Source organism: Arthrobacter sp. TMP15 (assembly GCF_039529835.1).
Classification (GTDB): Bacteria; Actinomycetota; Actinomycetes; order Actinomycetales; family Micrococcaceae; genus Specibacter.
Genome location: NZ_CP154262.1, coordinates 885690 through 911047 on the forward strand (window position 1 = coordinate 885690; position 25358 = coordinate 911047).

Here is a 25358-nt window from a genome sequence, read left to right on the forward strand (position 1 = left end):
GGAATTTCATGGGCTGACCCGGGCTTACCTGGACTTAACTCAGTTGACGCGGAGTTGCGCAGGGCTGCGGCAAGGGGCACTGTGGCAGTGTCGCGGTGGCAGGGCCTCGGTGGCGGGGCCCCAGTCCTACTGGTGATGACTGTGGCTCAAGGCAAGTGCAATGGCCCCCAGCGCCTCGGCCCTGTCGCCCAGCGAGGACATGACAACCGTAGTGCCCTCACCTATGGCGGGGACCGCATGCCGGATCAGGCCGCGTCGAATGGGATTCAGCAACGTGTCCCCCAGCGGAGCGAGCGGGCCGCCCACCACGATGATTTCAGGGTTGATCATATTGACAACATTGGCCATCGCCTTGCCAACGGCCATGCCGGCGTCGTCAATAACACGCAGTGTGGCAGCATCGCCCGCATTGGCTTTTTTGATGATTTCCGGAACGGTAAGGGTGTAAGACTCGCCGCGGCTAAGAAGTTCGATCATTACAGCTGTTGAGGCCACGGTTTCCAGGCAACCGCGATTTCCGCACCGGCATACAAGACCTTGATCAAAAATGGTTGCATGGCCAATTTCACCCGTGACACCGGTGTGTCCGTAGTATGGCGAACCATTCAAAATCAGGCCAGCGCCGATGCCGCTGCCTATCTTTAGAAATACCAGGTCTTTCACCCCCCGGTGCTCGCCCCACGTTACCTGCGCCAGCGCGCCAAGGTTGGCGTCATTGTCAGCAAAGATGGGCATCCTAAGTGCTTCTTCCAGCTGCGAAACAATATTGACTCCCACCCATTCTGGCAGGATGGCGCCACGGATTACGGTGCCAGTGCCATGGTCTATGGGGCCGGGAACACCCACTCCAGCGCCAATGATCTGACTGCGGTCTATGCCCGATTCTTTCAGTAGTTCGTTCATCATGGCGGCCGCAGCAGTGATGCTCTCTGCTGCCAGGTGGCCAACAGGAAGCGGGGCGAACTTTTCTGCCCTGACCTTGAAGCCGGGGCTGGCCAGCACCATGCGGACGTGGCTGCGGCCAAAATCGATTCCAGCTGCAACATCTGTGGTTTCGAGTAAGGACACTGCCAGTGCGCGGCGCCCAGAGCTGGTAGTGGGATGGGTTGCGGCTAATCCGCTGGCGCACATGGCTTTGACGATGTTGGAGATCGTGGCTGTGGACAGTCCGGTGGAACGGGCCAGCGCTGCCTGAGGCAAGGCTCCTTGTTCCCGCAACGTTGCGACGATGAGCTGTTCATTGCGTTGGCGAAGCGCTGACTGTGAACCTGGCTTGGGGCCATGGGCTGCAAGTGGGGAGACGTTTTCGGGCATACCTAGTAGCGTGCATCACAAGGAGCCTTGCCGTCAAGATATGAACACAAAAACCGCTTTTCTTCGTTTTTTGGGTTAACGCAAATAGCTAAAAACGCATGATTGTCGATTCGTTAGTGAGTCTGCAATCTCAATTTTTGGCACAGCGCGGAGTATGTGGACGTCAAATATGTCAATTATTTGTTGAATTTGTTAGTTTATTGTGCGTTTTTATGCTGCCTGGCACTGCGGGTGGAGAAGCTGCCATGCATAGGCCGTGAAGTTCACGGCTTGGACGCAAGAAAGATGGACGTCATTGGGATTGGCCAGCCTGGAGCCAGAGACTGATGTCGAAGTCTGGCGCTGCTGGGATGGGTAAGCAGGGCTGTACGCTCGTCATGTTCGCCGTGGGGAGGACCAGCCGGCCCGGCCCCACCCGCTAGAGATGACTTTTAGTTGCGGGCTTGTGGGGATAAGAATTCAAGCCTGTTGCCGTTGTTATCCCAAACATAGAACCGACGCATGCCAGGGAAATTAGCGTCCCATTCGAGAGCGTGCCCGTGAGCCTCGAGCCGATGAGAGAGAGCGTCGATGTTAGCGACCAGAATACCGGGGTGCGCTTTCTTTTGTGGGCGAAAATCTTCTTCTACACCCAGATGGATTTCTAGATTATCGGCCCGGACCCAGAGACCTCCGCGGGCTGCTAAGGCTAGAGGTTTCTGGACCTCTGTAAGCCCAAGAACTCCTACATAGAATTCCCTGCAGGCATCCTCCCCTCCCAATGGCAGGGCTAGCTGAACATGGTGAAGTCCTAAACCGAATTCTGTTTCAGCAGGAGCAGATTCGTAGGGTTCTACCGATGGCATTAGCTCTCCTTCATTGTTGGAGTGTCTTCGCGCCCAGTAATTCTAGGATGATCAACACAACTCAAGGTTGCATTGGGATCCTGGAGCACGCACGACGCTTCGTTTTTTACAGGCCGGACACGGAATAACTGCGCTTGATATTGGCCGTTACGTGTCCCCACTGGCTGTCCCTGACACGCTCCTGGTGCAGCCTAAAAGAATCAGCATCCGTGAAACGTTCGGAAACATCCCACACCCATGGATTCTCACTTTGTTCCACCTTGAAGGAGATGCACCCTGATTCTGCAAGGGTCAGTTCAATGTGTTGTGGTAGAAATTCGATAACGACTGCAATTTCATCGTCACTTTGGCAGACCAATTGCCCAGTCAAAACAATCTTGTTCACCTGATGAATCCTGCCATGGGCGAGCACGAAGGAGAACCAGTCATTGATTTCTTTCGCCCCGCCGCTTCCGATACTGCAATTATCACCTAGGACCGGAGCCCGGGCGTGCATGCTCTCGTTCAGAAGCGCTGAAGGCATTAGCTCAGCAGGTGGTGTCCTTGAGCCCACTATGGTCACTGAGCCAGTTCCGCGGCTGCCAATCCCCGTGAGTTGGAACAACAGCGATTGGTTCGGTCGGTAATCGGCGAGCTCTTCTTCGGTGCCTTCAACCAGTAGCCCGTCGAGGTACTCAAGAACCAAGATGTTCCAGCCTCGGCTGGTAGCTGCTTCTGGTGTTTGATGTAGATGGACTGAATCAAAGTACCTCCCCGATTCTGCTCTGCATCGCTTGACTTTGACTCCTACTGCTAGGGACGATGAGCTGACATGCTCTGGGGCCTAGGAATCTGGCTGAGCTCTAGGATCAAGCTAATATATTGGGGATAAAAATGTCGGAAACACTAAAAGTCAGCAACAATACACTTCGTGCAGTTACGTGGTTAGCAGCCTCGGTTCTTATATTAATCGGTATATGGTTGGCCATCCTCTTGCCAGTAGTTGCGATGGCGTTCTCTCAGGTGGTACCCGGTGTGATTTCATTGGTGGCCGGAATTGTTTTAATCGTTGTCTTGCGCCGCTATAGAAATATCTAAGTGCAGGTTTGCGCCTTGATGAACAGTTGAACGCTAGGTGCTCTCCTCATGAGTAGCTGACCTGAGCCCCGTGGCTGATTGTGCGTATCGCTGGCAAGTTTTCCCAATGGGAATGTAGATTGTTTTGCTCTCTTGGTCTGTGGTTATGACGAGTGGAACTCATTGTGGTTCCTTGATCCGGAAGCCGCCAAGGTAGAGCCGCCAGTCTTCATTCTTTTGAGCATCCCCGCTAGCGTTCGCGGCGAAGTCATCATGACTAAAATGAACGCTGTGGCAACAGCGAGGGCCACGTTAAATCTCTGATAATTTCTAGTGTTCCCGATCTAGGAACACTAGAAGATGAGTAAGTGGCCAACAAGGGACGGATCTCGCATCCAAGAAGCGCCAGTTTGACTGCCTGCATGGCAAGGGGGGAGACGGGGCAGTTCACAGGAGGTGAGCCTGTCAAGAAGATGCACGTCCAATCCGAGGTCAGAGCCGCCGATAGCGCTGACCGTGGGGCGATCCTTGCCATCGATCGTGTCCGCGGCAGGCCAATGCTCCCATTGGAAACCTTGGTAGTCCCGCATCATGCTTTCGTTTTGAGAGCACGCCGATCGTCGTCTCTCTGCGGGAAATAGTTCCCGGTACCGATCCTGCTTCGGCTGCCCAACCCGGCATAGACGCCGCTATCTGGCTCCATGCCACCGGTGCCCAGGGCATTCACGATGTTCTTGTAGCCGGCGGTCACACAATAGTCTCAGCACCGATCGAGGGCCCATTCGGTTGCACATTCACTTTCGCCGACCCTGATGGCTACCACATCACCCTCCATGACCGGGCCTAAAGCGCCGAAATATCAGCCCCCACTGCCGATTGTTGCTGCGGCAATCCCGCAGTCGCTATTGCAGGCTAAGACTGGAGGCCTTTATGTTTACGAGCCAACGCCACATAGTTTGTGGCGTTGACGCGGACACTCTCCAACTCTTCAGCGTTGAGTTCACGTCGCACCTTCGCTGGCACCCCGGCGACCAGTGAACCGGGAGGAATGATGGCACCTTCTAGGACAACTGCTCCGCCAGCTATTAAGGAGCCAGCGCCAATCACGGCACCGTTCATGATGGTGGCACTCATGCCAATTAAGCAGTCATCTTCAATGGTGCAGCCGTGAATAACTGCACTGTGGCCAACGCTGACGCCGCTGCCCACTCGGGTGGGGAAACCTGGATCAGCGTGCAACACAACATTGTCTTGTAAATTGCTACCGTCGCCCACAGTGATCGAATTTGTGTCAGCACGCATTACAACACCGTAGAAGGCGCTGGAATCAGTGCCAAGACTTGCCTTGCCGATGATCACTGCGGTGTGGGCCACGAATGCGCTCTTGTGAACCGTAGGGGTATTGCCGTCAAAAGTGATTAGCGAATTCATGGCGGATCCAATCGTGGGACGGGTGGTTGCGGAAGTACTTTAGTGAGTTTTTTGGCCGTTGGATAGCTCAGCGCTTCTCAACCCGTGAGGATTGTTTTTCCCAAGAGGTTAGCTGGCATTCCCTCAGCCTATCTAAAATAGCTCAGCTTGCTAGAGGTGAGCGTGCGAGTGGAGGGTGGTCGTGGTTGGGCCCACGCGTCCGAGGGCCCCGCTGTGAGCTTGCGGGCAAAGGGTGGTCTTGGTTGGGCCCACGCGTCCGAGGGCCCCGCTGTGAGCTTGCGAGCAGGGGGAGGACGTGGGGACTAGTCAAAGACCACTGTGCGGTGTCCGTCGAGCAGCACGCGATGCTCTGCATGCCACTGCACCGCTTGGGCTAGGGTGCGTGCCTCAACTGCGCGGCCCATTGACACAAATTTTTCCACCGAATGGCCGTGATCCACCCGGATGACTTCCTGTTCAATGATGGGCCCCTCATCCAGTGCGGCTGTCACGTAGTGGGCCGTGGCGCCAATGATCTTCACCCCGCGCGCATGAGCCTGGTGGTACGGCTTGGCGCCCTTGAACGAGGGCAGGAACGAGTGATGAATGTTGATGGCTTTACCAGCCAAGTGGTTGCACAGCTCGTCAGAAAGTACCTGCATGTAGCGGGCTAGAACAACAAGTTCAACGTCGAGCTCGGCAACCAGCTCAACGAGCTGGCGCTCGGCGTTGGCCTTAGTCTCGGCGGTGACGGGGATGTAGTAGAAGGGGATGCCGTAGAACTCGGCCAGGGGCTCAAGATCGCGATGGTTGGAGACGATCGCCGGGATGTCTACTGGCAAGGTCCCTGAGCGCTGCAGGAACAAAATGTCGTTCAGGCAATGGGCGGCCTTAGACGCCATGATCAGCGTGCGTACTGGCGCACCCACGCGGTGCAAGGCCCAGTTGAAGGAGAACTTCCCCGCGATTAACTCAAGGTGCTCGCGGAGGCGGCTGAACGACGTCGTAGTTTCCACAGCAACGCGCATGAAGAAAGTGCCAGTGTCCGGGTTGCCGTATTGCTGGGAGTCAGTGATGTTGCAGCCAGCCTCAAGCAGCGAACCGGAAACGGCGTGAACAATGCCGGGCTGGTCGGAGCAGGAGAGAGTTAGGACGTATCCGTGCATGGCTGCCGGGGTGATCACGGCGGCGGAATTCAGATCATTCACCCACTCAACGTTACCGTCGAATTCAGGCTCTGTACTACAATTGAGGAGTTGCAACTGGCGATGAGGTGGGACACCACCGGGGAGCAGCACTAGCGAAGACCTCACGATCGTACGCCTGGGACGAGAGGTCACGTTTGCCAATGCGCGCATTGGCCGTGAATAAACCCTGAAGCCAGACATGGCGCCCGGAGCAAACTCCAGACCATGTTGCGTACTAATGTCTTCAAATGCGGCCATGAACGGATTGGCGATAATCTTTTTCTAGAAGAGTTTTTTTCCGTGCTGCCACCAGGAGTCCGTAGTGTCTTTTACCCCCACCCAGTCCGTGACCAACGCCCCGCTCTCCGAGCTTGACCCGGAAATTGCCGCCGTCCTGAAGGATGAGCTTGGCCGTCAACGGGACACGTTGGAAATGATCGCCTCCGAAAACTTCGCGCCCCGAGCCGTCCTTGAAGCTCAGGGCTCAGTGCTGACCAACAAATACGCTGAAGGTTACCCGGGCCGCCGCTACTACGGTGGTTGTGAATATGTTGATGTGGCAGAAACCCTGGCTATTGAGCGTGTAAAGGACCTTTTTGGTGCCGAGTACGCCAACGTCCAACCGCACTCGGGTGCCCAGGCCAATGCGGCCGCGCTCGCAGCCATGATCAAACCCGGCGATAAGATCATGGGCCTGTCCCTGGCCCATGGTGGCCACCTGACCCACGGTATGAAGCTGAACTTTTCCGGCAAACTGTACGAGGTCGCAGCCTACGAAGTTGAGCCTGATACCTTCCGCATCGACATGGATAAGCTGCGCGCCCAGGCCATCGTGGAGAAGCCTCAGGTCATCATCGCCGGCTGGTCCGCATACCCGCGCCAGCTGGACTTTGCCGCATTCCGATCCATCGCCGATGAAGTGGGAGCCCTGCTCTGGACGGACATGGCGCACTTCGCAGGCTTGGTGGCCGCAGGTCTGCACCCGTCTCCGGTGCCGTACTCCGACGTGGTCACCTCCACAGTTCACAAGACCCTCTCCGGCCCGCGATCAGGGGTGATCCTGGCCAAGAAGGAATGGGCCAAGAAACTGAACTCCGCCGTGTTCCCGGGTCAGCAGGGCGGCCCGCTCATGCACGTCATCGCTGCCAAGGCTGTGGCCTTCAAGGTTGCAGCGGGCGAGGAGTTCAAGGAGCGCCAGGCACGTGTCTTGGAAGGTGCAAAGATCATTGCCGAGCGCCTCAATGCCGCAGACGTCGCCGAAGCCGGCGTGTCCGTACTGACCGGTGGCACCGATGTGCACTTGGTCCTGGTTGATCTGCGCAACTCAGTGCTGGATGGCCAGCAGGCCGAAGATCTTCTGGACAGCGTGGGCATCACTGTGAACCGCAACGCCGTCCCGTTCGACCCCCGCCCCCCGATGGTCACTTCGGGTCTGCGCATCGGCACCCCGGCCTTGGCCACACGCGGCTTCGGCGCCCCGGAATTCACCGAGGTGGCCGAGATCATTGCGGCAGCGCTGAAGGGTGGCGCAGATGTTGACGGACTCAAGGTCCGCGTAAAGGCACTGACTGCCAACTTCCCGCTCTACCCCGGTCAGGAAGAATGGTAAGAATGTCCACTGCCCAAATCCTTGACGGCAAGGCCACCGCCGCTGCCATCAAAGCCGAGTTGACCGAACGCGTGGCAGCCCTGGCTGCCCGCGGCGTCATCCCGGGCCTAGGCACCATTTTAGTTGGCTCGGATCCGGGCTCCCAATGGTATGTGGGTGGAAAACACAAGGACTGTGCCCAGGTTGGCATCAAGTCCATCCGCATCGACTTGCCGGAATCGGCCACGCAGGAAGAAGTCCTCGCCGCTGTCCACCAGCTGAACGAGGACCCTACGTGCACCGGCTATATTGTCCAGCTTCCACTGCCAACGCACATTGACCAGGACGTGGTGCTCGAAGCCATTGACCCGGCCAAAGATGCGGACGGTTTGCATCCGATGAACCTGGGCCGTTTGGTGGCGAACGTGAACCGGCCCATGACGTCTCCGCTGCCTTGCACGCCCAAGGGCTGCATTGTGCTGTTGGAACGCCACGGTATTTCACTCGGTGGCAAGCGCGTGTTGGTGGTTGGTCGCGGCGTGACGATTGGCAGGCCCATGGGTCTGCTGCTGACCCGCCGGGACATTAACGCCACAGTGGTTTTGGCGCACACTGGCACCAAGGATCTGGCGGCCGAGCTGCGCGACGCCGACGTGGTGGTTGCCGCCGCCGGTGTCCCGCACATGATCAAGGCCGCCGATTTGAAGCCCGGTGCCATTGTTCTGGATGTAGGTGTTAGCCGCGTCGATGATGGCAATGGCAAGGCCGTGGTCACGGGGGATGTGGAGCCTGCAGCCGCGGAAGTGGCGAGCTGGATCTCCCCGAACCCAGGTGGTGTAGGCCCCATGACTCGTGCCATGCTCTTGGCCAATGTGGTTGAGGCAGCGGAGCGGTCCTAAGCTTCGTTGGGCTCATCCACCGCGAGTCTGATCGTGGGCTTGTCTGGGTGGCTAAAGCCTGAGGAGGACGACGCGCGGAACTCAGGTTCCGCGCGTCGTCCTCCTTTTGCGTGGGCTGGCTTGGGAGTTATTCAATTGACTCGATGCGTTCGGGACGTCCATCCACCCACGCCAACAGCAGCCGGACATTTTCCGGTAGAGATTCATCGGTGTAAAAGCACGTTACTGGCGGTCCAGCCTCCTTCAAGGAGATTTCATAGAGCTGCCCATCTGGCCATTGCGTGGCTGGTGGTTTGGCGACCTGATCGTGCAAATTGGCGCGTGCAATCTCCCCAGCGAAGGCCTGCGCTGCTGGTTCAGGCAACACTTGGGCGTCCAACTCGGTCTGGGCCACGATGCCGGCAATACCCCCACCCCTGCGGATTGTCAGTTTCATGTTAGAACTTTCACGTCAAAACACCGACTTCTTTCCATGCGTCATGGACAGCATCCCGCTCCGTTGAACTAAACAATGCCCCTGCAACGTCAACAGTGGCTTGGGCTGCCTCTGTGAACTGGGAATTGGCGCGCAGCCGGGTGGTCAGCACGGCGTACCAGATCTTCCCTGCCTTCTCCCACGCATGGCCACCCATTGCCGTGGCGGCCAACGCAAAGGCGTGGTTAGGGATACCAGAATTAATATGGACGCCACCGTTGTCATTGCGGGGGTCGTTATTATCCGGCAGTACAACGTAATCATCCATATGACCGGGTTGGCGATCTCCTTTGTACGCGGTGCCGGGGTGCATCATGGAACGCAGGGCTTTTCCGAGCCCGGGGACCAAAATACCTTCGCCAATGAGCCAGTCGGCTTCGGCGGCTGTTTGCTTGAGGCTGTATTGCTTAACGAGCGAACCAAAAACGTCGGAGAAAGATTCGTTCAACGCACCGGATTGTTCGCTGTAAACCAGCCCCGCAGTCAGCTCTGTGATCCCGTGGGTCAGTTCATGGGCAATCACATCCAGGGACCGGGTCAATCCACCAATCTGGAAAATCCGTCCGCTCCCGTCACCGTAAACCATCTGGGCGCCGTCCCAGAAAGCGTTATCAAACGCCACTCCATAGTGGACGGATGAGATGAGTTCCAGGCCTGCACCATCCAGGGAGTTGCGCTGGAAAACGTCTCGGTAAAATTCGTAGGTGGCGCTACTGCCGTCGTACGCCTGGTTGACAGCGGCATCCTCCACGGGCGGCTGGCCCCAGTCTCGCGCCCGGACACCGGGTAGATACGTGCGGCCCAGCGTTTTGTTGTCATAAACGGTCAAACGGCGCTCGGGAATTACGCCAAAGCCCACCATCTGCCCAATGTTTAGATTGAGCTGGCGGTTCAGCCGCCCCATAACGGCGCGCTGGGAACGGATGGCAGCTGAGGTGGCCAGCGCCCGGACAGCAGCTTCTCGTTGTTCGGGATCCCCATCAACCGCCAACCTCCCCAACATATCGGGTGGAGCAATGCTGCAGTGGGCTCTGAAACGAAGTCCTGACATGTTGATATCCCTTCTTAACACCGTTCAACCATGATGCTCCCGATCATCAAGCGGGGCAAGGGTAGGGCACGTACATATCCCACGGTTGAGGTTGGAGATGATGACTCCCCATCGTCCTCCGGGGTGTCATCATCTCCAACCTCAAGGAGGTAAGGAGGTAAGGAGGTAAGGAGGTAGCGAGAAAAGGAGGAAGGACGGTGGGCTCGGTGGTCAGGGCTTCAACGAGGGAGTGCGAGGACTGCGGGGCGTGGCAGCGGGGGTGGCACAGTTCAGGTTCGTCGGAACAGTGCTGCCTGAACCCGGGACGCCAAGCCCAGCTTTGCCAGCACGCGCGAAACGTGGGTCTTCACCGTGGCTTCCGAGATGCCCAGCTGACGGCCTATACAATAATTTGTTAGTCCGCTGCCCAAGCAGTCAAAGACCTCTCGCTCCCGTCCCGTGAGTAAATCCAAGGCCGGAGGCTCGGTTGAGGCAAGCACGGGCCCACTATTCGCAGACAGGGCGGCAGCAACAATTCGTGCCGTCACTTCCGGGGCTATGACCTGATCACCCTCATGAACACGGCGAATCGCTTCGGTGATAGTTGCAGGTTCGGCCGTCTTGAGCAGAAAACCCGAAGCACCGGCGGCGAGCGCACCAAAGAGGTAAGAATCATGGTCAAAAGTTGTCAGCACCAACACCTTGGACACACCTTCGGCACAAATGTGCCGGGTCGCTTCCACACCGTCCATGACCGGCATACGCAAGTCCATCAGGATAACGTCGGGTCGCAGCGCCCGCGCCATACTCACAGTGAGGGCACCGTCGCCGGCTTCACCCACCACTTCCATATCGGTTGCGGTGTCCACCACCATGCGCATGCCCAACCTGATGGCGGCATGGTCATCCGCCAAGAGGACAGTGACTGGCTGAGCCGGGCTCATACTGCGGCCCCCGATGACAGGTGGGCTTCTGCGGATGCGGAGCTTGCGATCGGCAACCGCAGTTCCACCACCCAATGCCCAGCACGCAAACCTGTTGAGATGGTTCCCCCAGCGTGCGCGGCTCGGAAATGCATGCTGGGAATACCCGTACCTGTTCCAGCATGTGAAGACTCCACCTCTGCAGAACCTGTTTGCGCCGGAGGGACAGGGCAGCGTGGCAAAGGGTTAGACACAAGCAAAACAACCCCTACCTCCGCTGCTGTCCCTGTGGAGCACGCCAATGTGATCGTGACGGGTGTACCGGGCGCGTGCAGGGCGGCGTTGCGCAGGGATTCGGCGCACACGCGGTAGAGAATGGTCTGAAGCTGCAGGGGTAGGTGATCTCCGCCGTCGGGCAGGGAATTTTCATAGGAAATCATGGTCCCGGATAAATGATGCTGCTCCACCAGGGAAATCACGTCAGCTGCGCGTCCGGCCGTCTCATCCAGTGCGCCTGTATGCAGGAGCCGGATCATCCCATTGAGTTCATCCAGAGCCGCCACGCTTTCGGAGCGAATTTGGGAGAGGATTTTCGTTGCCTGCCACTTTTCCTGCAGTAATCCTGTGTGCAATGCCGCACCGGATTGGAGGGCAATGGCTGAGAGCCGCGCGGAAAGAACATCGTGGAGCTCGCGTGCCATGTGTTGGCGCTCGCGCTCAAGGATCAGTTCATGGGTGGTCCTGTCAGCAAGAAAGCGATGCTCCGCTGACGCCCGGACAGCCTCCGCCCGGGCGGACTCACTTTCTGTTAGATGCTGAGCTTTGCGAAGATTTCCAGCCCATTCCATCGGCATAAGCAGCGTCATGACAGCTGCAACCGCTGCCACTACCGTGGCTTCTGCCTCACCGGTCAGGGCCAGGACCAGCAGGGTCACCAGCACTGACAGAGCCACAGCACTTTTACTGGCTGCCGCGGAAACCTTGGGGGAGCCGAACAACACCAGCGAAAAAAACAGTTCAAACACCAGTATCAGGGCTGTTGGCTGGTTGCTCAGCAACAGCATCACGGCAGCAGATCCGCAAAGAATGGCCATCAAGGGTGTGGCGCTCCGGCGCAACACCACTGCCGCACATCCCACGGCAGCAAAGAACACCCAGTTCTGGGACAACCACGGAAAATTGAAATTGAACCCGCCACCCCCGCTCACAGCATTCAAAATCCAAAACACGAGGAAATAGCTGATGGCAAGCCCGAGATCTTCCCTGCGGATGCCCGAAGCCCAAGGCTGAACGCGGGTGTTGAACCACACGCGGGTTGCGGACTTGGGCGGAAGCTGGCTCATACTTCCATCCTGTCCGTAGCCCGCCGCCCGGGCAAGGCAGGCACGCCATGATGATACGAAGGGATGACGCCGTAGTGCATCCGATGGCGGACTCCGGAAGCTGGTTCACTTGGCACGCTGGAACTATGACCATTGCACTATTCGCCCAACTCGCCGTTTTGGCTCTCATTGACAGCACAAGCATTGGCACCTTATTAATTCCATTCTGGCTACTCCTGCGCCCGGATGCGCGCCGGATGGCCCCGCGGATCTTGCTATATCTTGGTGCCTTGGCCGGCTTTTATTTGCTGGTGGGTATTGGCGTGCTTGCTGGGGCAGGCTGGCTCGCCAAGGGGTTGGATGTCGATTCGTTGCTGGCGATCCCACCCATCTTGTGGACCCTCACACTAGGTGGCGGCGCCATGCTGGCCTATGCGCTGTTCTCAGACCTGGGCAGTAAGAGCACGGGTAGTAAAAGCACGGGCAGTAATTCTCAGGAAGCGGTGGCCCAGACCAAATGGGCGAGCCGAATAGCAACAGCGTTGCGGAGCCCAGGGGGGTTGGTGACCCTGGCGTTGATTGCAGGGTTGCTTGAACTGCCCACTATGTTGCCCTACCTGGCGGCGATTGGACTACTCACCAATTCTGATTTGCCGCTTCCCACGGAGCTCGGTGTGCTTGGCATTTATTGTGTGCTCATGCTCATTCCGGCGCTGGTGTTAGTGGCATTACGGGTGGCACTTGGCTCCCATATGGATGCGGGACTTCGCCGTCTCAGCCCCAAACTGGGCAAGTTCGCCAGTGAAACTCTTGTGTGGGTGGTGGGCATTGTGGGGTTCTTGCTACTGCGTGCTGGGCTGGCCGAATTGGCTCCGATGGCCAGCTGGAATCCCTTCAAATAGGGGAGTTGGCGCCCGGTGCTCACCTGGCACGTTCGCCGCTGGTGGAAGGCGGTCCACGGGCACGCCGGTATTTGAGAGAATGGATGCATGACTTCTCTTGGAACCGGCAAAATGTCCAAACCTGGCAAATTCACTGGCGTTGGCACCATTGTGTTGGCGATCGTTTTTTTGGTGGCACTTATCTTCGCCGCCAACAACAGCACCGTGTTGGGTTGGGTCATCGCCGCCATCGCGTTTGGCTGGCTAGCCTTGTCCACTGTGGTCTACATTGGTGTGCACAAAGCCGCCTCCTTTGGTGCCCGACAGGTGGCATTGGCTCAGGCGCAGATGGCCCAGCACAACAGTGAAAGTGCCCAGTCCGACGGCGGCACCCGGCTTGTGTCCCAAGAGGCTGGTTCACGCTCGGCCGAGAAGGCGCGTGAACTCAAGCTGGATCACTCCTTTAAGATCATCAACGTCCAGATCGGTGTGGTCAACGAATACCTTGGTAAGGACTCGGCGATGGTGGCCCGGGCGTTGGAAACAATCGAGATCACAGCCACCAATGCCCGTGGCATGATCAACCCACACTGGGAAGCCCAGGAAGCGAAGATGGATGCGGCCATGCACAAGAAGAACGCCGAACGGGCCGCAACCGCCCAAGGTGGCACTGATGGTGAGGACCCCGTCAGCGGTGTGATTATTGATTAACCCCGGACCGTCCGCCTTTGAGCGCGGTGCCCAGCGCTAAGCCAGCCCAGGGCCAAGCCAGCCCAGCGCTAAACCAGCACAGGGCCGGTTATGAAGCAGGCAAAACACAACCTATGTACACGGATGAGGGGCCCAAGAATTCAGGGTTCCAAGCAGGTAAGGTGGAACAAGTGAGCAACGGTATTGAAAACGGTCGATTGCGGATCGCAAGTGTAAACGTCAATGGCATCCGTGCCGCCTACAGGAACGGCATGGGCCCCTGGCTGGCAGCACGCGATGTGGACATCCTATGCCTGCAGGAAGTACGCGCCCCTGACGCCATCGTTGACGAGTTCCTTAGCGAAGATTGGCACGTGCTGCACGCAGAAGCAGAAGCCAAGGGCCGGGCGGGTGTTTTGATCGCCACCCGGAAAGACGTGCTCGAGCCAGTAGCCACAAGAATCGGCATTGGCGATGACTACTTCGCCACCTCAGGACGTTGGGTTGAGGCCGATTACGTTCTGACGGGTGCCGATGGCACGCCCACAACGCTGAGCGTTGTCAGCGCCTACGTGCACTCAGGCGCCGTCGATACGCCTAAGCAGGTAGATAAATACCGCTTCCTGCACACCATGATTGGTCGTCTGCCCCAGCTAGCCGCAACCAGCGACCATGCACTGGTGGTGGGAGATCTGAACGTTGGGCACAAGACTTTAGATATTAAGAACTGGAAAGGCAACGTCAAAAAATCAGGGTTCCTGCCCGAAGAACGTGCTTACTTTGACAGGTTCCTTGGCGAAGAAATCGGCTGGAAAGATGTGGCTCGCGAACTTGCCGGAGAAGTTGACGGCCCGTACACGTGGTGGTCAAACCGGGGACAGGCCTTCACTAACGACACCGGCTGGCGCATCGACTACCAGATGGCCACACCCGGCCTGGCGGAAAAGGCTCTGACATCAGTGGTTGACAGGGCAGATTCCTACGAAAACCGTTTCTCAGACCATGCCCCACTGGTCGTTGACTACAAGTTCTAAAGGAACCCGGAACCATGAGTGAAATTTCCGTCCGCCCACGCGTACTCTCAGGCATGCAGCCCTCCGGTGACTCATTGCACCTGGGCAATTACCTGGGAGCTCTTGTCAACTGGGTTAAAAGCCAAGATGACTACCAAACGTTGTTCTTCATCCCGGATATGCATGCCATTACGGTGACGCAGGATCCTGGCGAGTTGCGTGCCCGGACCCGCAAGACTGCTGCCCAGTACATCGCCGGTGGCATTGACGTTGAGAAATCAACGCTCTTTGTCCAGTCCCATGTCCCTGAGCACGCCCAGCTTGCATGGGTTCTGAATTGCATTACCGGCTTCGGTGAAGCGTCACGGATGACCCAGTTTAAGGACAAGTCTGCCAAGAGCGGGGCAGAGATGGCCAGCGTTGGCTTGTTTACGTATCCGGTGCTGATGGCGGCAGACATCCTGTTGTACCGCCCAGCTGGCGTTCCCGTGGGGGACGATCAGCGTCAGCACGTTGAATTGGCGCGCGACTTGGCCAAACGTTTCAATCACCGATTTGGTGAGACGTTCGTAGTCCCCGAAGCCTTTATTCAAAAAGAGGGTGCAAGGATTTATGACTTGCAAAATCCGACCTCGAAAATGTCCAAGTCCGCCTCCGGCCCCAATGGACTGATCAATATTCTTGATGATCCTAAAGTTACGGCCAAACGCATCAAGTCAGCTGTGACAGATGATGACACGGTTGTTGCTCATGACCGTGAGAGTAAACCGGGTGTCACGAACCTGTTGGAGATCCTTTCCACGCTGACGCAAAAACCCATAGACACTCTTGTGAACGAGTATGAAGGCAAGATGTACGGGCACCTGAAAGGTGATGTAGCGGAGGCGGTAGTGGCCCGGCTTGAGCCCATCCGGACGCGCACTCTTGAACTCCTGGATGACCCAGGCGAACTTGATGCGCTACTGGCAGTTGGTGCGGCTAAAGCCCGGGAAATCGCCTCCGTGACACTGGCCGATGTGTATGCCAAGGTTGGATTTCTGCCCCCTGTTGGCTCGGTGGGATAACTGTGACTGGCATTGGTAAGGACGAGGAAAGCCCGGCCCCGCCCGCCAATAGTCTGGGAGTAATCATCTCCCTGCCACCGGCGTTGGCGGCCGAGCTCGGCGAAAAGCGGGCTTTCTACGCCGGTGCGGATGCCGCAGTCGTTCCTGCTCATATAACCCTGGTTTCCGGGCAAGCCGCAGATTCTTGGGATGACGCCGCAGCCCACGTGCGCAAGATTGCTGCGGACGGGGCGCCGTTTATGCTTTCGCTTCGCGGTACCGGCACTTTTGAGCCGATCTCACCTGTTGTGTTCCTCAATGTGGCGGAAGGGGCACAGGAATGTGCCGCCTTGCACGAGCAATTGGTGGCCGGTCCGGTGGAGCACCTGCTGAAATTTGGGTTCCACCCGCATTTGACGATCGCTCACGATTTGGACCAGGCCACGCTGGCCCGGGCGAAGTCTGACATGAGCGATTTTTGTGCGGATTTTGAGGTCACAAGTATTGGTCTTTTTGACTATCTTGCCGGTGGTTGGTTTTTGCGCGAGGAGTTGAGTCTTGGCGGAGGAACAAAACCCTAAGACTCAGCGCGAACCGGCCTATTTCCCTGGTAGTGCCGCTCCGGGGGTGAGTGCGAAGAATCCGATGGCCGCTCCGGCTAAACCGCCGCCGAGCCCGCTGAACCGCCAGGGCCTATCGACCTGGGTTGAGTCGAAGCGCGGCGCCTACGTGGAGGCGCGAAAGACTGGCAGTTTCTTTTTGCAGGCGTCCACGTTCATGCATTGGCTTACTGCGTGGGCGGGCGGAAAGTTTCCGGCCCGTGTTTGGTACCTTTACACGCGACGTCGCGGTCCGCTACTGGCAGCAGGCAACGCCTATCTCATGTTTTTCTCTGTTGGTGCCATGCTTGTCGCCGGGTTCGCCATCTTTGGTATTGTCGCCGCCGGCAACGATGTGCTGCGAGACGCAGTCATTAAACTCATTGCCGACACCACCCCGGGATTGATTGACACAGGCAATAACGGATTGTTCACACCGGAACAACTCCTTGGCTCGGGCGCGTTCGGGAAGACCCTTATTATCTCTCTGGCGGCCTTGGCGGTGACTGCCATGAGCTGGATCAATGGCTTACGGGAGGGTATCCGCTCCATTTTGGGGCTCGCCCGGGATAGAACCAACCCTGTGCTTTCCAAGGTCCGAGACGGTGTGACCCTGATTGTGCTGGCTGTGGCGCTAGTACTGACAAGTGGGCTCGGGGTGGTCAGCACAGCCGCCGTTGACACCATCAGTGATGCACTGGGCTGGGGGAGCTTCCTCTCGGGTGCGGCAGCTCAACTAGGTTCAGTTGTTTTGATGTTTGTTTTGGACGTCTCCGTTGCCATGATCATGTTCAGCATTGCCTCACGTGTGCGCATGCCGCGCCGGGTGTTCCTCCTTGCCGCATTATTCTCCGGTGCCGGCGCAACCGTCCTACGGTTCTTTAGCGCCATGCTGCTCAGCGGCGTCACCAACAATGCACTGCTAGCCCCCTTTGCCGTTATTTTGGGCCTTTTTGTCTGGTTCTTCCTCCTGAGTCAGGTGTACTTAATCTCGGCAGCCATCGCGGCAGTCCATGCGGCTGACATAAGACCTCACAGGTCCCACACAGCCCGCCACTGAGCCCGCCCCGCTGAGGTTGGAGATAATGACACCTCTACCCCGCTGAGGTTGGAGATAATGACACCTCTACCGGCCGCAAGGAACCCCGCACATAACTAAAGCGCCGCACCCACGAACGGGGAGCGGCGCTTTAGTTTGGGGCAAATAGCTTAAATCTGACGGGACAGAATAGCCTGTTTGACCTCTGCGATTGCCTGCGTGATCTGAATGCCGCGGGGGCATGCTTCGGTGCAGTTGAAGGTGGTGCGGCAACGCCACACGCCTTCCTTGTCGTTGAGGATTTCCAACCGCATATCACCGGCATCATCGCGTGAATCAAAGATGAAGCGGTGTGCGTTGACAATGGCCGCCGGGCCAAAGTACTGGCCATCGGTCCAGAATACGGGGCATGAAGACGTGCAAGCGGCGCAGAGGATGCACTTGGTGGTGTCGTCGAAACGCTCGCGTTCCTCGGCAGACTGCAGACGCTCCTTGGTGGGGGCGTGGTCGCGGTTGATCAGAAAAGGCATGACCTCGCGGAAGGACTGGAAGAACGGCTCCATGTCCACAATGAGGTCTTTCTCCACTGGCAGGCCCTTGATGGGTTCAACCGTGATGGGCTTGGAAGTATCCAGGTCCTTCAACAGGGTCTTGCAGGCCAGGCGGTTGCGGCCGTTGATGCGCATAGCATCGGAACCGCATACGCCGTGCGCACACGAACGGCGGAAAGACAGCGAACCGTCCTGCTCCCACTTGACCTTGTGCAGGGCATCCAGCACGCGGTCGGTGCCGTACATGGTCATGGTGAATTCTTCCCACTTGGACTCTTCCGAGAATTCGGGGTCGTAGCGGCGCACCTTCAAGGTAACGTCGAATGTGGGGATTTCACCGCCGCCACCAAGGTGTGCGGGCAGCTCAATCTTCGATGCCGGCTCCGGCAGTTCAGCTTCTACGGTGCTCATTAGTACTTCCTCACCATCGGCTGGTAACGCGTGATAACAACAGGCTTAGTTTCCAGCCGGATGCCGGCGATGGATTCTGCGGAACTTTCCACCGTGACGTTTGCATCAAGGTAAGCCATGGAGTGCTTCATGAAATTCTCGTCATCGCGGTCCGGGAAGTCTTCGCGGTAGTGGCCGCCGCGCGACTCCTGGCGGTGCAATGCAGCAACCGTCATGACCTTGGCCAGTTCAAGCAAGAAACCAAGCTCAACAGCCTCAAGAAGATCCAGGTTGAAACGCTTGCCCTTGTCCTGAACTGTGATGCGCGAGTATCGCTCTTCGAAGGTAGCAATGTCTGCAAGCACCTTGTCAATTGACTCGGCTGTGCGGAACACCTGCATATTCGCATCCATGGTGTCCTGGAGTTCCTTGCGGATCATGGCAACTTTTTCGCCGCCGTCGGACACACGTACATGCTCAAGCAAAGCAACTGTGTCAGCTTCCGGGTTCTCCGGCAAGTCAACGAAATCGGCGCCGTTTGCGTATTCTGCTGCGGCTACACCGGCGCGCTTGCCGAACACGTTGATGTCCAGCAGCGAGTTGGTGCCCAGACGGTTTGAACCATGCACGGATACACACGCCACTTCACCTGCTGCATACAGGCCCGGGATGATGGTGTCATTGTCCTGCAGAACCTCGGTGGTGATGTTCGTGGGAACACCGCCCATGGCGTAGTGCGCCGTGGGGAAGACCGGCACTGGCTCGGTATACGGTTCAACACCTAGGTAGGTGCGGGCAAACTCGGTGATATCCGGGAGCTTGGCGTCGATGTGAGCCGGCTCCAAGTGGGTGAGGTCAAGGAGGACGTAGTCCTTGTTTGGACCACAACCGCGGCCCTCACGCACCTCGTTGGCCATGGAGCGGGCCACGATATCGCGTGGGGCCAGGTCCTTGATGGTGGGTGCATAGCGCTCCATGAAGCGCTCACCTTCGGAGTTACGCAGGATTGCACCTTCACCGCGGGCGGCCTCGGAGAGGAGGATGCCCAGGCCTGCAAGACCCGTTGGATGGAACTGGAAGAACTCCATATCCTCCAGGGGGATGCCCTTGCGGAATGCGATGCCCATGCCATCACCGGTTAAGGTATGTGCGTTTGAGGTTGTCTTGAAGACCTTGCCGGCACCGCCGGTAGCCAAGATCACGGATTTTGCCTGGAAGATGTGCAGTTCCCCAGTGGCTAGATCGTAGGAGACAACACCGGCAATCTTCTTCTGCAGGTAGATGGTGCCGTCCTCGCGGGTGGCTTCCTCATCAACCGTGAGCAGATCAAGCACGTAGTACTCGTTGTAGAACTCAACGTTGTGCTTGACGCAGTTTTGGTACAACGTCTGCAAAATCATGTGCCCGGTTCGGTCAGCCGCGTAACAAGAACGGCGGACGGGCGCCTTGCCGTGGTCACGAGTGTGACCACCAAAGCGGCGCTGATCAATACGGCCCTCGGGCGTGCGGTTAAACGGCAGGCCCATCTTTTCCAGATCAATAACGGCTTCGATGGCCTCTTTGGCCATAACTTCGGCGGCGTCCTGATCCACCAGATAATCGCCACCCTTGACGGTGTCAAAGGTGTGCCACTCCCAGTTGTCTTCTTCGACGTTGGCAAGGGCTGCACACATGCCGCCCTGAGCGGCACCGGTGTGTGAACGGGTTGGGTACAACTTGGTCAGAACGGCGGTGTGAGCACGCTGACCGGATTCAATGGCGGCACGCATTCCTGCGCCACCGGCCCCGACGATTACGACGTCGTATTTATGGACCTGCATACTGGATGCTCTTTCTCTCTTTACTGCGCTAAAAGCTGGTGTTCACTTCTTACAACCCCCGGCGTGAAAAGCACGGGGTGTTCCCTACTAAAAGTTAAGGAACGGAGCAGAAGGACGGAAGATCAATAACAGCACCGGCGGGGCAAGGGTCAAAGGTGAAGATGACCAAGGTACCCAGCACAATGATGACAGCGGAAGAAACGTAGAGGACCGCTTTAAGGGTCATGCGTGTACGGTCCCGCTCGGCATAGTCGTTGATGATGGTGCGGACACCGTTGCTGCCGTGGAGCATAGCGAGCCACAGCATAGCCAGATCCCAGATCTGCCAGAACGGGTCTGACCATTTACCAGCAACAAAACCAAAGTCGATGGCGTGGATACCTTCGCCAACCATCAGGTTCACGAATAAGTGGCCAAAGATCAGCACAAGTAAAACCACGCCGGAGAGACGCATGAACAACCAGGCGATCATCTCAAAACTTGAGTGTGATGCTTTGTTGCGCTTGTACTGAGGTGACTGTGCACTGTTGGAGCGCGGAGCTGCGATGGAGTTGGAGCTCATGTTAGTTCCCTCCGAAGAAATTGGAGAAGACAATGGTGAGGTGACGGATCAGGAACGGAATCATTGTCACAGCCCACAAGGCAAGAACACCCCAGAGTAATTGACGCTGGTACTTGGGACCCTTTTTCCAAAAGTCAATGGCAATGATGCGCAGGCCGTTAAAAGCGTGGAACACGATTGCTGCAACGAGGCCGGCCTCGCCCAGTCCCATGATGGGGTTTTTGTACGCCCCGATGACTGCTGTGTACGCCTCTGGGGACACTCGCACCAAAGAGGTGTCCAAAACGTGCACCAACAAGAAAATAAAAATAACTACACCGGTAATACGGTGTCCCACCCAGGACCACATGCCTTCTCGGCCGCGATACAGAGTGCCAGCTGGTTTTGTCGGCACTGAATAAACCTTCCTGCGTCACCGTTGCGCTGGCGTGGTTCCACGCGGGGAAACGCACACGGCGTGAGCACTCATACTTGAGCCTAAATTTAGGCTTAGCTAACAGCATATTCAACTTAGGCACTCCTTGCTCTATGCAGCAAATCACAAGTCAGTCTCAAATCGGTGCTTTGTAGGGCCGTGTCCCGGCAGTTACAGCTCTTTCGCCTGTTGGCGCACTTGCCTGTCCTAAAGGTCGACGCCGGTATCCCTGACCTACGACCCTGGGTGGAAGTTTCACGCCACTGACCGCAGTTAGCACCGTTGGATGTGCGGACATCGCTTATGGTTGTGTTGATGAATACGAAAAATTTGGTTGAGAACGTTCCCCCTGCAACGGAGCCCTTAGATAAATTCTTCGCCGTTATCCCTGCAGGCGGTGTTGGCACAAGGCTGTGGCCGTTGTCCCGAGCGGCGGCACCAAAATTTCTCCACGACCTAACAGGCAGTGGAAGTACGTTGATCCGCGCCACTTATGACCGGCTTGTCCCACTCAGCGGGGAGCGGGTCCTCTTGGTGACCGGGGATGCCCACCGTGAAGCGGTATGCCGCCAGTTGCCCGAGATTGCTGATGAGAATCTTGTTCTTGAAACGGAACCAAAAGATTCAGGGGCCGCCATCGGTTTGGCTGCCGCCATCTTGTTCACCCGCGATCCAGACACCATCATGGGTTCCTTCGCAGCCGATCAGGTCATCAGCCCGGTAGGTAAGTTCCAGGATGCTGTGCGCGAGGCAATCTACACAGCGGCTACCGGGAAGATCGTCACCATTGGCATCAAGCCAACTCACGCCTCCACAGGTTTTGGCTACATCCTCACGGGGGAGCCGCTGAACATTGCTGGTGCGCCCAGCGCCCACGCGGTGGTGAAGTTTGTTGAGAAACCCAGCCAAGCTGTCGCGGAAGAATACCTCGCCAGTGGAGAGTACAACTGGAACGCCGGTATGTTCGTTGCGCCGGTGTCTTTGATGCTCCACCACCTCAAAGCTAATGAACCTCTTCTTTATGAGGGTTTGATGGAGATTGCGCGTGCCTGGGACACCCCCGAACGAGTCATCGTCAAAAATCGGGTGTGGCCCACACTGCCGAAAATTGCCATTGACTATGCAGTGGCCGAGCCTGCAGCAGACGCTGGGGATGTGGCAGTCATTCCAGGGGACTTTAGCTGGGACGATGTTGGTGACTTCGCGGCCATCGCGCGACTTAGCAGCGCCAAAGAAAACAACAACGTCAAGGTTATTGGTGAAGGCGCACGAGTCTTCACAGAGGACAGCACAGGCATTGTTGTTACCGACACCAAGCGCGTGATTGCCTTGATTGGCATCCAAGATGTGGTGGTGGTTGACACTCCTGATGCGCTGCTTGTGACAACGCGAGCTCATTCGCAGCTCGTAAAGAGAGCTGTTGATGGGCTCAAGGCCAACGGCGACATAGACGTCCTGTAGCTCTTTGCCTAAGGAGCCCTTAGCCCCGGAAACTGTCCGAGTGCAAATGGTTGGCTGCGGCAAAGTAACGCAGAGAAGCGAATACAGCCACGACGCACGGACGAGGCTAGAGTTTCTTGTGTGCGCAATTACTCCCTGGAAACAGAACCGACTGAGCTCGTAGGCCCCTGGCTTGAACCCTTGCTGGGAGAGGTCCTTGACTTCCGCCGTGACCTTCACGCCCACCCGGAGTTGTCGTTCCAAGAGTTCAGGACCACGGCAAAGATCTATGATCGCCTGCTTGAAGCCGGTCTTTCGCCTCGCCGACTGGACGGTACAGGGGTCATAGTTGATGTAGGCGAAGGTCCTATTACGACGGCGTTGCGTGGGGACATTGACGCCTTGCCCATCGTGGAAGAGACTGGGCTGGCCTTTGCCTCCCGCAACCACGGGGTCACCCACGGCTGCGGCCACGACTTTCATACGGCGTGCATGCTTGGCATTGCCTTAGTGCTGGCAAAGATGCATCAGCACACCACGCTGGGTGGGACCATCAGAATCATTTTCCAGCCCGCAGAGGAAACCATGCCAGGTGGCGCCCTGTCATGCATTGACCAGGGCGCACTTGACGGTGTGCCACGCATCATGGCCTTGCACTGTGATCCACGCATTGACGTCGGCAAAATTGGGACTCGGATCGGTCCCATCACCAGCGCCTCGGACACCATTAAAATTGAGCTCTCGGGCCGTGGAGGGCACACTTCCCGGCCTCACCTGACCGAGGATTTGGTTTTCGCTTTGGCGGAGATTGCCATCAGTGTTCCTGCGGTTCTCTCCCGCAGAGTGGACGTCCGCAGCGGCGTGTCAGTGGTGTGGGGGCAAATTCATGCCGGCTCTGCGCCGAATGCAATTCCTGGGCACGGTGTCATGGGTGGCACCATGCGTTGCCTTGATCGCGAAGCATGGCATGCGGCAGGAGAGCTCCTTGACGCGGTTGTGCAGCAAGTTGCGGCACCTTTCGGTGTGGATGTGCATCTGGAACACACCCGAGGCGTGCCCCCAGTGGTGAACTCAGAACATGAAACTGCTGTCATTGAAGCCGCCGCCAGAGCTGAATTGGGTGAAGAGTCCGTGGTGTTGGCGCCTCAGTCCATGGGGGCTGAGGATTTCGCCTGGTTTTTACAAGGCATCCCCGGGTCGTTGATGCGCCTGGGAACCCATGTTCCTGGCGGGGAAGAATATGATTTGCACCGTGGTGATTACATTGTGGATGAACGCGCGTTGGCCGTGGGTATCAGAGTGCTTTGCGCGGCCGCATTGCGCACCCTGCGTACTAGCACTTGGGAGTAGCTTCTCAGCGGCAGGTGGCAAGAGCTGGAGTGTAGCGCAAACAGTGGCTTGAAGCGCTTAACGCGCGCACTTTTTTGCAAACTTTATCTGCTACTTGCAACCGTTGTGTAACGGTTCCCCAACGATGAACCTCACATCCCCTGACTCCCTACCTGCGCACGGCAAAGTGACACTATGGTGTTGGTTAGCGCCGCATTGCGGGGGTGCATCAAAGTAGTCGAGTTTGCTTCTCACAACGGGACAATGTTGTTCCTTTTGTATCAGGCTGACCCGTCACCACATTTGAGGCTCACTCCTCCACTGCGTACACACACCTTATGGAGGAACCTTGAAAAACCTGCTCATCAATAAAGTCAAACGTGGAGCCATTGTTGGAACCGTAGCTGTTAGCGCCGTGGCGCTGTTGCTCACGGGCTGTGGAGAAGCACCGCCTGCTCCCGGCGGAGACGCGAGCGGCTCAGCAAATGCCGGCGCAGCCGACTACTTGGGCTGCATTGTCTCGGACTCCGGTGGATTCGATGACCAGTCCTTCAACCAGTCCTCATATGAGGGTATGAAGAAGGCTGAGAAGGACCTCGGCATCAAAATGAAGGAAGCGCAGTCCTCAAGTACTGCTGACTTTGCCCCGAACCTGGCCACAATGGCCAGCGCCGGATGTAACCTGACCGTCACCGTTGGCTTCCTGCTTGCAGAAGCCACAGCGACAGCAGCCAAGGACAACCCGGATCTGCATTACGCCATCATCGATGACAACAGCATCAAGGCAGATAACGTCAAGCCTGTTGTGTATGACACCGCTCAGGCCGCATTCATGGCCGGCTATGCCGCAGCAGCAGTATCTAAAACCGGCAAAGTCGGTACGTTCGGTGGAATCAACATCCCTACGGTGACAATCTTCATGGATGGCTTTGCCGAAGGCGTGAAGTACTTCAACGAGAAGCAGGGTAAAACCGTGCAGCTCTTGGGCTGGGATTCTGAAACCCAGCAGGGCTCCTTTGCCAACACCTTCGAAATCATTCAGGAAGGTACAAAGATCACGAACAACCTGCTCTCTGAAGGCGCAGACGTGATCATGCCCGTTGCCGGCCCGTTGGGTAAGGGTGCAGGTGACGCCATTTTGGCAGCAAACAAGGGCGGCAAGGATGCCAAGCTTGTTTGGGTTGACTCCGACGGCTACTTGACGGCGCCTACTTACAAGTCCATTCTGTTGACCTCGGTTGTCAAGACCATGGGCGAGGCAGTGGAAACCATTGTCAAGGACGATCTGGGTGGAAAGTTTGATCCTGCTCCCTACATTGGCACCCTTGAGAACGACGGTGTGTCCCTTGCCCCGTTCCACGATCTGGAATCTGCTGTTGATGCCGATACCAAGACTCAGCTGGATGAGATCAAGAAGGGCATCATCGACGGATCCATCAAGGTAGCGTCGAAGTCCAGCCCGAAGTAGACGCCATCCGGGCTTGCCCTGAGCAAGCCGGAAATGCCGCCGCTGCCACATCACCAGCATCAGCTTGGT

24 protein-coding genes and 1 pseudogene are annotated in these 25358 nt (G+C 57.3%); 12 read left to right on the top strand and 13 right to left on the bottom strand.

The annotated features are described in order from the left end of the window. Window positions 1-126: 126 nt before the first annotated feature. The 3 genes from AAFM46_RS03950 to AAFM46_RS03960 all read right to left on the bottom strand — a co-directional run bounded on the left by AAFM46_RS03950 (window position 127) and on the right by AAFM46_RS03960 (window position 2844). Entirely contained in the window at window positions 127-1314 is a 1188-nt protein-coding gene (locus AAFM46_RS03950; protein WP_343319686.1) for an ROK family transcriptional regulator, read from the bottom strand. A 431-nt stretch (window positions 1315-1745) separates the two neighbouring features. Next, complete coding sequence (locus AAFM46_RS03955; protein ID WP_343319688.1) at window positions 1746-2159, bottom strand: glyoxalase; 414 nt, start codon at window positions 2157-2159, stop codon at window positions 1746-1748. A 106-nt stretch (window positions 2160-2265) separates the two neighbouring features. Further along, window positions 2266-2844 (bottom strand): hypothetical protein, encoded by a 579-nt coding sequence (locus tag AAFM46_RS03960; RefSeq protein ID WP_343319689.1) that lies wholly within the window; start codon window positions 2842-2844, stop codon window positions 2266-2268. Window positions 2845-3816: 972 nt separating this feature from the next. On the opposite strand from AAFM46_RS03960, the pseudogene AAFM46_RS03965 reads away from it, so the two are divergent. After that, window positions 3817-4062: pseudogene (locus AAFM46_RS03965) on the top strand (VOC family protein); the annotation flags it as partial. 65 nt (window positions 4063-4127) lie between these two features. Here the strand turns inward: AAFM46_RS03965 and AAFM46_RS03970 are convergent. Both AAFM46_RS03970 and purU read right to left on the bottom strand, forming a co-directional pair. After that, complete coding sequence (locus AAFM46_RS03970; RefSeq protein WP_343319691.1) at window positions 4128-4646, bottom strand: gamma carbonic anhydrase family protein; 519 nt, start codon at window positions 4644-4646, stop codon at window positions 4128-4130. Window positions 4647-4948: 302 nt separating this feature from the next. Continuing rightward, window positions 4949-5791, bottom strand: a complete 843-nt coding sequence (gene purU / locus AAFM46_RS03975; RefSeq protein ID WP_283530869.1) for a formyltetrahydrofolate deformylase — start codon at window positions 5789-5791, stop codon at window positions 4949-4951. Between the two features lie 343 nt (window positions 5792-6134). On the opposite strand from purU, the gene glyA reads away from it, so the two are divergent. Beyond that, window positions 6135-7421 (top strand): serine hydroxymethyltransferase, encoded by a 1287-nt coding sequence (glyA, locus tag AAFM46_RS03980; protein WP_343319692.1) that lies wholly within the window; start codon window positions 6135-6137, stop codon window positions 7419-7421. Further along, window positions 7415-8299: a bifunctional methylenetetrahydrofolate dehydrogenase/methenyltetrahydrofolate cyclohydrolase gene (locus AAFM46_RS03985; protein ID WP_283530574.1), complete on the top strand. Its 885-nt coding sequence runs from the start codon at window positions 7415-7417 to the stop codon at window positions 8297-8299. The genes glyA and AAFM46_RS03985 overlap by 7 nt, the downstream gene beginning before the upstream one ends. A 127-nt stretch (window positions 8300-8426) precedes the next feature. Here the strand turns inward: AAFM46_RS03985 and AAFM46_RS03990 are convergent, their stop codons facing one another. The 4 genes from AAFM46_RS03990 to AAFM46_RS04005 all read right to left on the bottom strand — a co-directional run bounded on the left by AAFM46_RS03990 (window position 8427) and on the right by AAFM46_RS04005 (window position 12070). Then, on the bottom strand, window positions 8427-8735 hold the full coding sequence (locus AAFM46_RS03990) for a protealysin inhibitor emfourin (RefSeq protein WP_283530571.1): 309 nt from the start codon (window positions 8733-8735) through the stop codon (window positions 8427-8429). Window positions 8736-8745: 10 nt separating this feature from the next. Then, on the bottom strand, window positions 8746-9825 hold the full coding sequence (locus AAFM46_RS03995; RefSeq protein WP_343319695.1) for a M4 family metallopeptidase: 1080 nt from the start codon (window positions 9823-9825) through the stop codon (window positions 8746-8748). A gap of 269 nt (window positions 9826-10094) precedes the next feature. Further along, window positions 10095-10748, bottom strand: coding sequence for a response regulator transcription factor (locus AAFM46_RS04000; protein WP_283530566.1), 654 nt, complete (start codon window positions 10746-10748; stop codon window positions 10095-10097). Beyond that, window positions 10745-12070 carry a histidine kinase gene (locus AAFM46_RS04005; RefSeq protein WP_343319696.1) on the bottom strand — a complete coding sequence of 442 codons (1326 nt, stop codon included), beginning with the start codon at window positions 12068-12070 and terminating at the stop codon, window positions 10745-10747. Before AAFM46_RS04005 ends, AAFM46_RS04000 begins: the two co-directional genes overlap by 4 nt. A 125-nt stretch (window positions 12071-12195) precedes the next feature. Here AAFM46_RS04005 and AAFM46_RS04010 point away from each other — a divergent pair, with 125 nt between their 5' ends. The 6 genes from AAFM46_RS04010 (at window position 12196) to AAFM46_RS04035 (ending at window position 17335) form a co-directional block, all read left to right on the top strand. Further along, window positions 12196-12951 carry a GAP family protein gene (locus tag AAFM46_RS04010; RefSeq protein ID WP_343319697.1) on the top strand — a complete coding sequence of 252 codons (756 nt, stop codon included), beginning with the start codon at window positions 12196-12198 and terminating at the stop codon, window positions 12949-12951. A gap of 87 nt (window positions 12952-13038) precedes the next feature. Then, complete coding sequence (locus tag AAFM46_RS04015; protein ID WP_283530560.1) at window positions 13039-13641, top strand: hypothetical protein; 603 nt, start codon at window positions 13039-13041, stop codon at window positions 13639-13641. Window positions 13642-13823: 182 nt separating this feature from the next. After that, entirely contained in the window at window positions 13824-14654 is an 831-nt protein-coding gene (locus AAFM46_RS04020) for an exodeoxyribonuclease III (protein ID WP_343320348.1), read from the top strand. Between the two features lie 14 nt (window positions 14655-14668). Beyond that, a complete protein-coding gene (trpS, locus tag AAFM46_RS04025) occupies window positions 14669-15697 on the top strand; it encodes a tryptophan--tRNA ligase (RefSeq protein ID WP_343319699.1) in 1029 nt (342 codons plus the stop codon). Window positions 15698-15699: 2 nt separating this feature from the next. Then, the gene (locus AAFM46_RS04030) at window positions 15700-16257 is read left to right on the top strand and encodes a 2'-5' RNA ligase family protein (protein WP_283530556.1); all 558 of its coding nucleotides are present in this window, start codon (window positions 15700-15702) and stop codon (window positions 16255-16257) included. Further along, window positions 16235-17335 (top strand): YihY/virulence factor BrkB family protein, encoded by a 1101-nt coding sequence (locus tag AAFM46_RS04035; protein ID WP_343319701.1) that lies wholly within the window; start codon window positions 16235-16237, stop codon window positions 17333-17335. Before AAFM46_RS04030 ends, AAFM46_RS04035 begins: the two co-directional genes overlap by 23 nt. A gap of 149 nt (window positions 17336-17484) precedes the next feature. On the opposite strand, the gene AAFM46_RS04040 is transcribed toward AAFM46_RS04035, so the two are convergent. The 4 genes from AAFM46_RS04040 to sdhC form a co-directional block, all read right to left on the bottom strand. Next, entirely contained in the window at window positions 17485-18276 is a 792-nt protein-coding gene (locus tag AAFM46_RS04040) for a succinate dehydrogenase iron-sulfur subunit (RefSeq protein WP_283530552.1), read from the bottom strand. Next, a complete protein-coding gene (sdhA, locus tag AAFM46_RS04045) occupies window positions 18276-20075 on the bottom strand; it encodes a succinate dehydrogenase flavoprotein subunit (RefSeq protein WP_283530550.1) in 1800 nt (599 codons plus the stop codon). Before sdhA ends, AAFM46_RS04040 begins: the two co-directional genes overlap by 1 nt. A 94-nt stretch (window positions 20076-20169) precedes the next feature. After that, the gene (locus AAFM46_RS04050) at window positions 20170-20637 is read right to left on the bottom strand and encodes a succinate dehydrogenase hydrophobic membrane anchor subunit (protein WP_283530548.1); all 468 of its coding nucleotides are present in this window, start codon (window positions 20635-20637) and stop codon (window positions 20170-20172) included. Window position 20638: 1 nt separating this feature from the next. After that, window positions 20639-21031, bottom strand: a complete 393-nt coding sequence (gene sdhC / locus AAFM46_RS04055) for a succinate dehydrogenase, cytochrome b556 subunit (RefSeq protein ID WP_283530546.1) — start codon at window positions 21029-21031, stop codon at window positions 20639-20641. A 336-nt stretch (window positions 21032-21367) separates the two neighbouring features. Between sdhC and AAFM46_RS04060 the strand changes: the two genes are divergently transcribed. The 3 genes from AAFM46_RS04060 (at window position 21368) to AAFM46_RS04070 (ending at window position 25289) form a co-directional block, all read left to right on the top strand. Then, window positions 21368-22513: a mannose-1-phosphate guanylyltransferase gene (locus tag AAFM46_RS04060; protein ID WP_343319703.1), complete on the top strand. Its 1146-nt coding sequence runs from the start codon at window positions 21368-21370 to the stop codon at window positions 22511-22513. 120 nt (window positions 22514-22633) lie between these two features. Further along, on the top strand, window positions 22634-23842 hold the full coding sequence (locus tag AAFM46_RS04065; RefSeq protein ID WP_343319705.1) for an amidohydrolase: 1209 nt from the start codon (window positions 22634-22636) through the stop codon (window positions 23840-23842). A 337-nt stretch (window positions 23843-24179) separates the two neighbouring features. Beyond that, complete coding sequence (locus tag AAFM46_RS04070) at window positions 24180-25289, top strand: BMP family ABC transporter substrate-binding protein (protein ID WP_283530867.1); 1110 nt, start codon at window positions 24180-24182, stop codon at window positions 25287-25289. The last annotated feature ends 69 nt before the right edge of the window (window positions 25290-25358 follow it).

Coding starts and splice junctions, on each gene's coding strand:
- AAFM46_RS03955 (WP_343319688.1), bottom strand. CDS start 2,159: ATGCCATCGGTAGAACCCTACGAATCTGCTCCTGCTGAAACAGAATTC.
- AAFM46_RS04005 (WP_343319696.1), bottom strand. CDS start 12,070: ATGAGCCAGCTTCCGCCCAAGTCCGCAACCCGCGTGTGGTTCAACACC.
- AAFM46_RS04015 (WP_283530560.1), top strand. CDS start 13,039: ATGACTTCTCTTGGAACCGGCAAAATGTCCAAACCTGGCAAATTCACT.
- sdhA (WP_283530550.1), bottom strand. CDS start 20,075: ATGCAGGTCCATAAATACGACGTCGTAATCGTCGGGGCCGGTGGCGCA.
- trpS (WP_343319699.1), top strand. CDS start 14,669: ATGAGTGAAATTTCCGTCCGCCCACGCGTACTCTCAGGCATGCAGCCC.
- AAFM46_RS03995 (WP_343319695.1), bottom strand. CDS start 9,825: ATGTCAGGACTTCGTTTCAGAGCCCACTGCAGCATTGCTCCACCCGAT.
- AAFM46_RS03950 (WP_343319686.1), bottom strand. CDS start 1,314: ATGCCCGAAAACGTCTCCCCACTTGCAGCCCATGGCCCCAAGCCAGGT.
- AAFM46_RS04060 (WP_343319703.1), top strand. CDS start 21,368: ATGAATACGAAAAATTTGGTTGAGAACGTTCCCCCTGCAACGGAGCCC.
- AAFM46_RS04000 (WP_283530566.1), bottom strand. CDS start 10,748: ATGAGCCCGGCTCAGCCAGTCACTGTCCTCTTGGCGGATGACCATGCC.
- AAFM46_RS04010 (WP_343319697.1), top strand. CDS start 12,196: ATGACCATTGCACTATTCGCCCAACTCGCCGTTTTGGCTCTCATTGAC.
- AAFM46_RS03990 (WP_283530571.1), bottom strand. CDS start 8,735: ATGAAACTGACAATCCGCAGGGGTGGGGGTATTGCCGGCATCGTGGCC.
- AAFM46_RS04040 (WP_283530552.1), bottom strand. CDS start 18,276: ATGAGCACCGTAGAAGCTGAACTGCCGGAGCCGGCATCGAAGATTGAG.
- AAFM46_RS03985 (WP_283530574.1), top strand. CDS start 7,415: ATGGTAAGAATGTCCACTGCCCAAATCCTTGACGGCAAGGCCACCGCC.
- purU (WP_283530869.1), bottom strand. CDS start 5,791: ATGCACGGATACGTCCTAACTCTCTCCTGCTCCGACCAGCCCGGCATT.
- AAFM46_RS03970 (WP_343319691.1), bottom strand. CDS start 4,646: ATGAATTCGCTAATCACTTTTGACGGCAATACCCCTACGGTTCACAAG.
- AAFM46_RS04050 (WP_283530548.1), bottom strand. CDS start 20,637: ATGAGCTCCAACTCCATCGCAGCTCCGCGCTCCAACAGTGCACAGTCA.